Source organism: Wolbachia endosymbiont of Madathamugadia hiepei (assembly GCF_013366855.1).
Taxonomy (GTDB): domain Bacteria; phylum Pseudomonadota; class Alphaproteobacteria; order Rickettsiales; family Anaplasmataceae; genus Wolbachia.
Genome location: NZ_WQMP01000033.1, coordinates 1 through 8630, shown reverse-complemented (window position 1 = coordinate 8630; position 8630 = coordinate 1). Strand labels below are relative to the sequence as shown.

Annotated in this window: 7 protein-coding genes and 1 pseudogene; 2 read left to right on the top strand and 6 right to left on the bottom strand. The window is 37.8% G+C overall.

The features are described from left to right. Positions 1-76: 76 nt before the first annotated feature. On the top strand, positions 77-1156 hold the full coding sequence (locus tag GO685_RS02025) for a tetratricopeptide repeat protein (RefSeq protein ID WP_175937348.1): 1080 nt from the start codon (positions 77-79) through the stop codon (positions 1154-1156). 75 nt (positions 1157-1231) lie between these two features. On the opposite strand, the gene odhB is transcribed toward GO685_RS02025, so the two are convergent. Beyond that, a complete protein-coding gene (odhB, locus tag GO685_RS02020; protein WP_175937347.1) occupies positions 1232-2395 on the bottom strand; it encodes a 2-oxoglutarate dehydrogenase complex dihydrolipoyllysine-residue succinyltransferase in 1164 nt (387 codons plus the stop codon). Positions 2396-2964: 569 nt separating this feature from the next. After that, the gene (locus GO685_RS02015; protein WP_175937350.1) at positions 2965-3897 is read right to left on the bottom strand and encodes an RluA family pseudouridine synthase; all 933 of its coding nucleotides are present in this window, start codon (positions 3895-3897) and stop codon (positions 2965-2967) included. A 279-nt stretch (positions 3898-4176) separates the two neighbouring features. Here GO685_RS02015 and GO685_RS05930 point away from each other — a divergent pair, with 279 nt between their 5' ends. Further along, positions 4177-5463, top strand: coding sequence for a Na+/H+ antiporter NhaC family protein (locus tag GO685_RS05930; RefSeq protein WP_175937346.1), 1287 nt, complete (start codon positions 4177-4179; stop codon positions 5461-5463). A 39-nt stretch (positions 5464-5502) separates the two neighbouring features. Here GO685_RS05930 and GO685_RS05530 read toward each other — a convergent pair whose 3' ends face one another. From GO685_RS05530 to argS, 4 genes and pseudogenes are all read right to left on the bottom strand, one after another. Beyond that, positions 5503-5715, bottom strand: coding sequence for a hypothetical protein (locus GO685_RS05530; RefSeq protein WP_246226345.1), 213 nt, complete (start codon positions 5713-5715; stop codon positions 5503-5505). Positions 5716-5764: 49 nt separating this feature from the next. Beyond that, positions 5765-5977, bottom strand: a pseudogene (locus tag GO685_RS05855) (ankyrin repeat domain-containing protein); the annotation flags it as partial. Next, complete coding sequence (locus GO685_RS02000) at positions 5974-6444, bottom strand: ankyrin repeat domain-containing protein (protein ID WP_175937345.1); 471 nt, start codon at positions 6442-6444, stop codon at positions 5974-5976. The pseudogene GO685_RS05855 and the gene GO685_RS02000, both read right to left, overlap by 4 nt. 59 nt (positions 6445-6503) lie before the next feature. Continuing rightward, positions 6504-8210 carry an arginine--tRNA ligase gene (gene argS, locus GO685_RS01995; protein ID WP_175937344.1) on the bottom strand — a complete coding sequence of 569 codons (1707 nt, stop codon included), beginning with the start codon at positions 8208-8210 and terminating at the stop codon, positions 6504-6506. Between the last annotated feature and the right edge of the window lie 420 nt (positions 8211-8630).

Sequence of the window (8630 nt, the reverse complement as noted above, 5' to 3'; positions counted from 1 at the left end):
CGATTTGACAAGACTGCTGAGGTTTTTATGGGTTTTTTAAACTTCGTTGGTTCTCTCATATGGCTTCTCTAAAATTTTGTTCACAGAGCCTGGAAGACAAAAGGAGTTGCTCAAATGGGTTTTATCTATTCTCCAGAAGCATTTTAGCCCTGATTATTTTACACTACTGGTAGATCTTGGTATTGCTTATAATGCTTTAGGTAATCCTCAGAAAACAAAAAAGTTGTGTGAATGGGCTTTACCTATCTTTGAGAAACATTATGGTTCTGGTCATCCTAAAGTTGCTGCCACATTGACAAACCTTGGCAACGCTTATGAGGATTTAGGTAATCCTCAGAAAGCAAAAAAGTTGTTTGAGCGAGCTTTAGCAATTCAAGAGAAACATTATGGACCTGATCATTTCACAGTTGCTAAACTACGGGCAAACCTCGGTCTTGTTTGTTATGCTTTGGGTGATCTTCAGAAAGCAAAGAAGTTGTCTAAACGGGCTTTACCTATTTTTGAGAAACATTACGGTCCTGATCATCTTGAAGTTGCTAAACTGTTGTCAAACTTAGGTATCATTTATGGGGATCTAGGTAATCATAAGAGGAGAAAGAAATTACTTGAACGGGCTTTACCAGTTTTTAAGAAATATTACAGGTCTTTCGAAATTGCTGGAGCACTGACAAACCTCGGTATTGCTTATGGAGCTTTGGGTAATTATAAGAAAAAAAAGGAGTTACTTGAACAGGCTTTAGCAATTAAAGAGAAACACTATGGCCCTGATCACCCAGAAGTTGCTACACTACTTGCAGACCTCGGCATTACTTATGGCGCTTTAGGTAAACATAAGAAAAATCAAGAGTTGCTTAAACGGGCTTTACCTGTTCTTAAGAAACATTATGGACCTGATCACCCAAAAGTAGCTATTATACTAATAAGCCTCGGCATCTCTCATGGGGACTTAGGTTACCACGAGAAACAAAAGGAGCTGTTTGAACAGGCCTCGCCTATTCTTGAAAAACACTATGGCCCTGATCACCGGGAAGTTGCTAAACTACTGATAAACCTAAGCGACGCCCATGGTGCTCTAGGCGACCATAAGAAACAGAAGGAGTTACTTGAGCAGGCTTTACCTATTTTTGAGAAACATTATAGCTCTGATCATTTCTGAAGTTGCTACACTACTGGCAGAATTAGACAAAGTTTAGGCTTTTAGCAACACTAGATTAATAACAACTCATTTGAATCACACTTCCAAAACTAATCTGTTTGGGTCTTCTATGTAATTTTTTATCTTAACGAGGAAGGTTACTGCTCCTTTGCCGTCGACTATTCTGTGGTCGTAGGAGAGGGCAATGTACATCATAGGTCTACTTTCAATTGAATTGCCAATAGCAACTGGCCTGTTCTGTATTGAATGCATGCCAAGTATTCCAGATTGCGGAGGATTTATTATCGGGGTGGAAAGGAGTGAACCGTATACTCCGCCGTTTGAAACGGTGAATGTTGCACCTTCCATTTCTGAAACTTGTAATTTACCTTCTCGAGCTTTTTTGCCAAGAGCAGCTAAAGTCAATTCGATTTCAGCAAATGACATCTGGTCAGCATTTCGAATAACCGGCACAACAAGGCCTTTATCGGTGCCAACAGCAACACCTATGTCATAGTAATGTTTATATACGATTTCATCACCCGAGATTTCAGCGTTAATTTCAGGAATTTCCTTCAGTGCTTGCACTGCCGCCTTTATAAAGAACGACATGAAACCCAGTTTTATTCCATATTTTTTTTCGAAAGTTTCTTTATATTTTGCCCTCAGATCCATTACATTTTTCATGTCGATCTCATTGAATGTGGTCAATATCGCAGCAGTGTTTTGCGACGCCTTCAAACGAACGGCGATTACTTGCCTTATTTTGCTCATTCTTACTCGTTCTTCTCTTCGCTCCCCACTTGCTATACTTTTTGGCAGTTCGACCGCAGGCTGTTCAGCTTTGTTCATGTGGTCTATTACATCCGCTTTGGTTATTCTGCCCCCCATGCCAGTTCCTTCGACATTTCCTGCGCTGATTGCATTTTCCTCCATAATTTTACGAGCTGAAGGAGCGTCTTTTTTAGCAGGGCTTTCGCTTTTGTCTTCTTTCTTTATCTCTTCTTTCACCTCTCCTACAGAAAGCTTCGCTAATAGCTGACCTGGGCTTATTACATCATCCTCTTTTACAAGAAGTTCAGTTATTTGCCCTGAAGCCTCTGCGGTTAATTCAAGCGCCGTTTTATCAGTTTCAATTTCAAAGATTAAATCATCTATTTTTACTGCCTCGCCAATATTTTTTTTTATTTTGACTATACCTTCCGTAACTGACTCACCGCCTAGAGTTTTTGGTGCTCTAATTTCTATAATTTCGCTCATAAAACAACCTTTCGTACAAACTTGCTATAATTTTATACATGAAAAGAACTGTATAATAAACTAATAAATTTTTTTATCATTTAGAAGTGAAAAACGGATAACATACCCCTAAATGCCATTCTAGGTATGTTCTACCCATAAAAACGGAAAAAAACTACTTGATAACCTTCGCCGTTACCCTTATCATAGTACTGAAGCTATTTATCTTCACAATCTGTGCAGGTTAATGACAAAAAACTTAGGGTATTTAGCGTCTCATGTTTAAATTTTTGCACTATGTGCACCTCACGTCTTTTTAAAACTTCTGGTTTTCAAGCTGAAACGCGCCTATAAGTCGTTTAAGACAGTATAGAACGTCAAATAGACAAGGGAGAATTTGAATACTAGCTGCCTCAGAGTTTTTTTGTCTTTTTTTCCTGCTTAGTAAATTTCTTAACGTTTGCAGTTTAGGCTACTTGCATTTAAAAGTAGCTGAATCGTAGCGCTGAGAATAAAAACGCCGATATTTGAGGTACATATAAATAATTAGCCACCGACTGGGGCTTCTTTTGCTTTTTTTTAGGTAACGTTTAACACTCAAAGGGAGGGTGTAATGCCTCGAGGGAATTTTTAAAGTGCTCAGGGGGAAGAGCAGTGATAGTGGTTTTTTTGCCATTCGGCAGTTTTAAAGATAAAGAACACGAATGGAGATGGATTTTATTTGCTATACCGTCGATAAAAGCCTTCCTACCACCATATTTACCATCACCAAGAATAGGACAGTTTATATGAGCTAAATGCGCCCTTAATTGATGATTTCTGCCAGTAATTGGTTGCAATTCTAAATAAGCAACATTGTGCTCTAACCTTGCTATGATCGAAAAACGCGTAGTGGCATTCTGAGGTGAATTTTCATCAATGACCACTTTTTCTTGACCTGAAATATATTTTTTTGCCAACGGATAATCTATTATTCCTCTATTCTTGCTCGGTATGCCGGAAGTTAATGCTAAATAAGTTTTTTTTACTCTACGTGCTTTGAATTCTTCCATAAGGTATTTGGCAACATTAGCATTGCGTGCAAATATTATCGCCCCGCTTGTATCCCTATCCAGTCTATGAACAATCTTAAATGTTTCTCCCTCTCTGATTTGGTCAAGCAAATCACTAATGCTGATTTTTACTTTTACACCACCTTGAACGATTACTCCTGCAGGTTTGTTTATAGCTAGTATATATTCATCTTCATACAATATGTTGTCTTTCAGTAGATTCACTAACTCTTTGTTATATTTGCGTTCGGAATTGGTATTTTTAATATAATCTAAGTGTTTTATCGTTATAGTTTGTCCAGAGCTCACTCTATCGCTCGACTTTGCTTTGTAGCCATCAACTTTGATCAACTCTCTCCTTAAAGATTTCTCAATTACAGATTGCTTTAAATTAGGGAAAATTCTTCTGATGTACCTATCCAGCCTAACGTTGTTATCTTCTACTGGTATGGTTTTAACATTTTCCATTATTTTATTTGAACAGACAGTCAGCTATTTGCATGACATAAAAAAGTATAGCACAAAACATGCCTCATAAAATCACTTTTCAGAATGTCACTTCAACGGGTAACGCTGGAACCTGGCAATCCTATATTGTCAAGCAATAGACTGCACGTGCTATTTAGCTAAGCAGACTAAACATAAAGTTTAAAACCTCGCTGTTAACTTCCTGTAGAATGAGTGGCACCAGGGATTAGTGCTTGATCAAAGCAACTTAATCAGTTATCCTAAGTTTTTAAATATGGTAAAATGACAGCTTTTGTTCCTCTGTTTATTTTTTTAATCCTATATCTTGGAAGCGGCACTTATTTCTCCTTTATCGGAACTGATAATCCACTTCATCAGGTTTCACCTGTAATTTGCTTACTACCAGCACTATTTTTTGCCATTTCACGCGGTACAAATAAAATTCAGCACAACATCGATACTGTCATCGAGGGCATGGGCGACAAAAACATCCTTACTATGTGCTTAATTTTTCTATTTTCTGGAGCATTTTCTTCTGTTACTCAATCAATTGGTAGCGCAGACACTGTTGCTAATTTAATTCTCAATTTCCTTCCAACAAGGTTACTGTTGCCTGGAATATTTTTGGCTTCTGCTTTTATTTCAACTGCAATCGGTACGTCCATGGGAGTTGTTGCGCTAATGGTACCAATCGCCGTTAACCTGGCAAAAAATGGAGCTTTTGGTCTTGAAATAGGAACTGCAACTGTGGTTGGGGGTGCCGTATTTGGTGATAATCTCTCAATGATATCCGACACCACTATTGCCTCTGTTTCTTCACAAGGGGCTGCAATAAAGGATAAACTTAAAGTGAACTCTAAAGTAGCACTTGTTGCCAGCATTATAACGCTTGTCTATCTGGCAGTAACTGCAGACAGTACAAATATTATTACTATATCAAACTTAGGTTATTTATCGATAATAAAAGTTATCCCTTACATTTCTCTAATAATCATGGGTCTGCTTGAAGTTGCTACTTTAGTAACAATAACTGTAAACATAATTATTGCTGGTGTGCTAGGAATAGTCTTTTTTGACTATGCTATCATTCAATTTCCTCATGACATATATAATGGTTTTAAGAAAGTAAACGAAATAGTGATCTTTGCTCTATTTATTGGTGGACTAAGCCATATAATGTACAAACAAGGTCAAAAAGCATTACATAAACTCATCGATAAAAGTGATATTACAAAGACTAAAACTGAATTCGTGATATCAGGAATAGCATCTATGTTCACTGTCCTGGTTGCTAATAATACCATTGCTATTTTACTAAGTGGCGGCATTGCAAAAAGGCTTGCACAAAAACACAATATTGCGCCACACCGCAGTGCGTACTTATTAGATGTTTTTGCTTGTGCTACAAAAGGCATCTTGCCTTATGGTTCTCAGCTACTGCTAGCAGGTAGCATAGCCTCTGTATCACCTATTTCTTTATTAACACAGGTGTATTACTGCTTTACTTTAGCGGCAGTTACGATAGGTGAAATAATCATCAACAGTAGACATTATAGGGCTGCAGCTTAATGCATGGGTGTGCTTTCAATGCGTCATATAGATCTGATGCTATACTTTTCGCTCATTTTCAGCAACTTTTTCAACACTAGGCTCTGATAGCATATATGTAACACCACCAACTGCTAATGCTGCTATCAATATAGGCACTAACTCAACTGCAACCATCCCGGTTGCAAAAAGTGCCACTGCAACAGCAGCACTTGATAATGCAGTTAACAACAAAACTTCTTGTAGTTGCTCCCAGTTGTTCTTTTTCTGCATCCTTTAGAGGCTTCTTTATATCGTTTCTAGCTAAGCCTCTCGGAATGTTACCATCCTTGTTCTTTAATAAAGGGTCCGCTCCATTCTCTATTAGAGCTTTTGCTACTTCTATGTAACCACATCTAGCAGCCCAATGTAAAGGAGTCCATCCATTTTCATCTACTGCGTCAACATTTGCTTTGTTTCTTAATAGAACTTCAACTATGTCTTTATGACCATTGCCGGCAGCCTTGTGCAGAGAAGTACATCTATCCTCACCTATTGCTTAACATTCGCTTTGTTTCTTAATAGAACTTCAACTACGTCCTTATGACCATTGTCAGCAGCCCTATGTAAAGGAGCCTCTCCATATTCGTTTACTGCATTAACGTTGACTCCTTTCATTCCCAGTAAAGCATTTGTAATACTCCCTAAGTTACCACAAGCAGCCCTATGTAAAGGAGCCTCTCCATATTCGTTTACTGCATTAACGTTGACTCCTTTCATTCCCAGTAAAGCATTTGTAATACTCCCTAAGTTACCACAAGCAGCTAAATGTAATAATGTGAGTGTTTCATCTTCAACTTGAAACAGATAATTTACATCAAAACCGGCTTCTTCCCACTTCGTATACCAATCTTTATCTTCTGCTTTTAATTTCTTTTTTATTTTTTCAATTACGTTATCTTCATTTAAATCTACTTCCCCATTAACTGCACTTAATATTTTTTTCCACTGTTCATATTTCATTACCATAGCTCTACCCGCAAGTTCAATAATATTTTAATTACCATACATACAGCAAAAAGTCAACTCATCTCTTCCAAAGGCTCTATATTAAAGACAGAAAGTCCAGAAGCGATGACGTGTGCTAGAGCTTGAACAAGAAATATTCTTGCAGCGGTGAGGTCCAAGTTATCTTCCAGTATGAACCGCATGTTTAAGTCGCTTTTGCCATATTCCCACAGAGCATGAAACGCTTCTGCGACTTCAAGTAAGTAGAAGGTGATTCTGTGCGGCTCATAAAGCCTTGCTGCTATTTCTACCACATCTGGCCATTTTGCTAAGGTTTTTATGAGGAACAGCTCTCCATCTGTCTTTAAAAGTGAAAGGTTTGCACTTGGGAGCTCTTTTGGAGCGTTACGCATCAATGAATGAGCACGAGCGTGTGCATATTGCACGTAAAAAATAGGATTATCTTTTGACTGCTCTTTAACCTTGGCAAAATCAAAGTCTAAGACCATATCATTCTTGCGTGTCAGCATTATAAAACGAGTGATATCCCTGCCAACTTCCTCCACTACATCCCTTGCTGTGAGAAAATTTCCTGATCTTTTGGACATCTTAACAGGTTTTCCATCCTCGAAAAAATTCACAATGTTATGCAGTTTTACCTCTATTTTCGCCTTATTATCGCTCAGCGCAGAGACAACTGCTTTGAGCCTTTTGACATAACCGCCATGGTCACTACCAAGCTCTACGATCATATTGTTAAAGCCACGTGATATCTTATCGAAATGGTAAGCAATATCCGAGGCAAAGTAAGTCCAACTACCATCCTCTTTTTTCAGTGCGCGATCAACATCATCGCCAAACTCTGTAGAGCGAAATAACATCTCTTTTCTGGAAGTCCAATTTTTGCTCTCTTTGCCTTTTGGTTTTTCCAAATATCCTTCATACACTAAACTCTTGTCAGACAACATCTTTATACTCTCTTCGATTTTGCCACTTTTTTGTAGCTCATATTCCGAAGTAAAAACATCGTGACTTACCCCAAGCAAGCTCATGTCTTCCTTTATAAGTTCCAAGATAGAACTCAAAGTATACTCTCTGATTACCTGATTATCTTGACTATTTAAAAGCTTTGAGCCATATTTTTTGGCTAGCCCCTCCCCTATTGGTTTTAAATATTCACCAGGATACAAACCTTTTTCGATACTGATCTTCTCTCCCAGAGCTTCTCTATATCGCAAACATACTGACCGAACTAGCGTATCTACCTGCACTCCAGCGTCATTAATGTAGTATTCCTTGGTGACCTTATAACCAACTTTTTTCAGTAAATTTGCTAAAATGTCACCAAACACTGCCCCTCTTGCATGACCAATATGCAGTGGACCAGTTGGATTTGCAGATACAAATTCAACATTGATGGCCTGATTGTTTCCAATATTTAGAGTACCGAATTCTGTTTTTAGCTCATTTATTTGTTTTAGAACTTCGTGCCATACTTCTATTCTCAAGCGCATATTGATAAAACCAGGGCCCGCAACTTCCACTTTCTCAATCTCATCAAACAGTTCAAACTCTCTTGCCAATATCCCTGCAATCTCGACTGGATTCTTCTTTTCATGTTTTGCAAGCACCATGGCAACATTTGTATAAATATCCCCATGTGCTCTATTACTTGGAGGCTCTACGATAAAATTTTCCGCACTTGTATTTATGATACCCCTTTGCTTCAACTCATTTAATTTGCTAAGGATTAGCGAGGAGATCCGCTTAAAAATGTTCATCAATCAAAAAGCTATAAAACTATAGCAGTATAGTAAATAAATGAGGTTAGTTGAAGGCTTATCTTGTATCAGCTTACAGAAACTACCAAGAGGAAAGAACTTGCCAATGCCGTGTTTTTTCAGACAACGGCACAGGAGTTAAATGCAACTTGCAAAATATAAAACCGGTATGCTTAAAATGCTCCCCCTCTATTTTCATCCACACAGTTTATCGGAATTGAACAGCTTTTTTTGCAGTTAATAACAATCTCAAATATTGCAACCTAGTCTCTGTGAAAAAAGTTTATCATGAGAAAATAAGGAAAGATGTAGCAAAAACTGGTAGTTTAACTTAGCTACAAATAGAGAAACTACCAAATGGCATATTATATAAAAGAAGGAAATTGAAAACAAGTTTTTAGTTTTTTGAAAAGCGTGAAA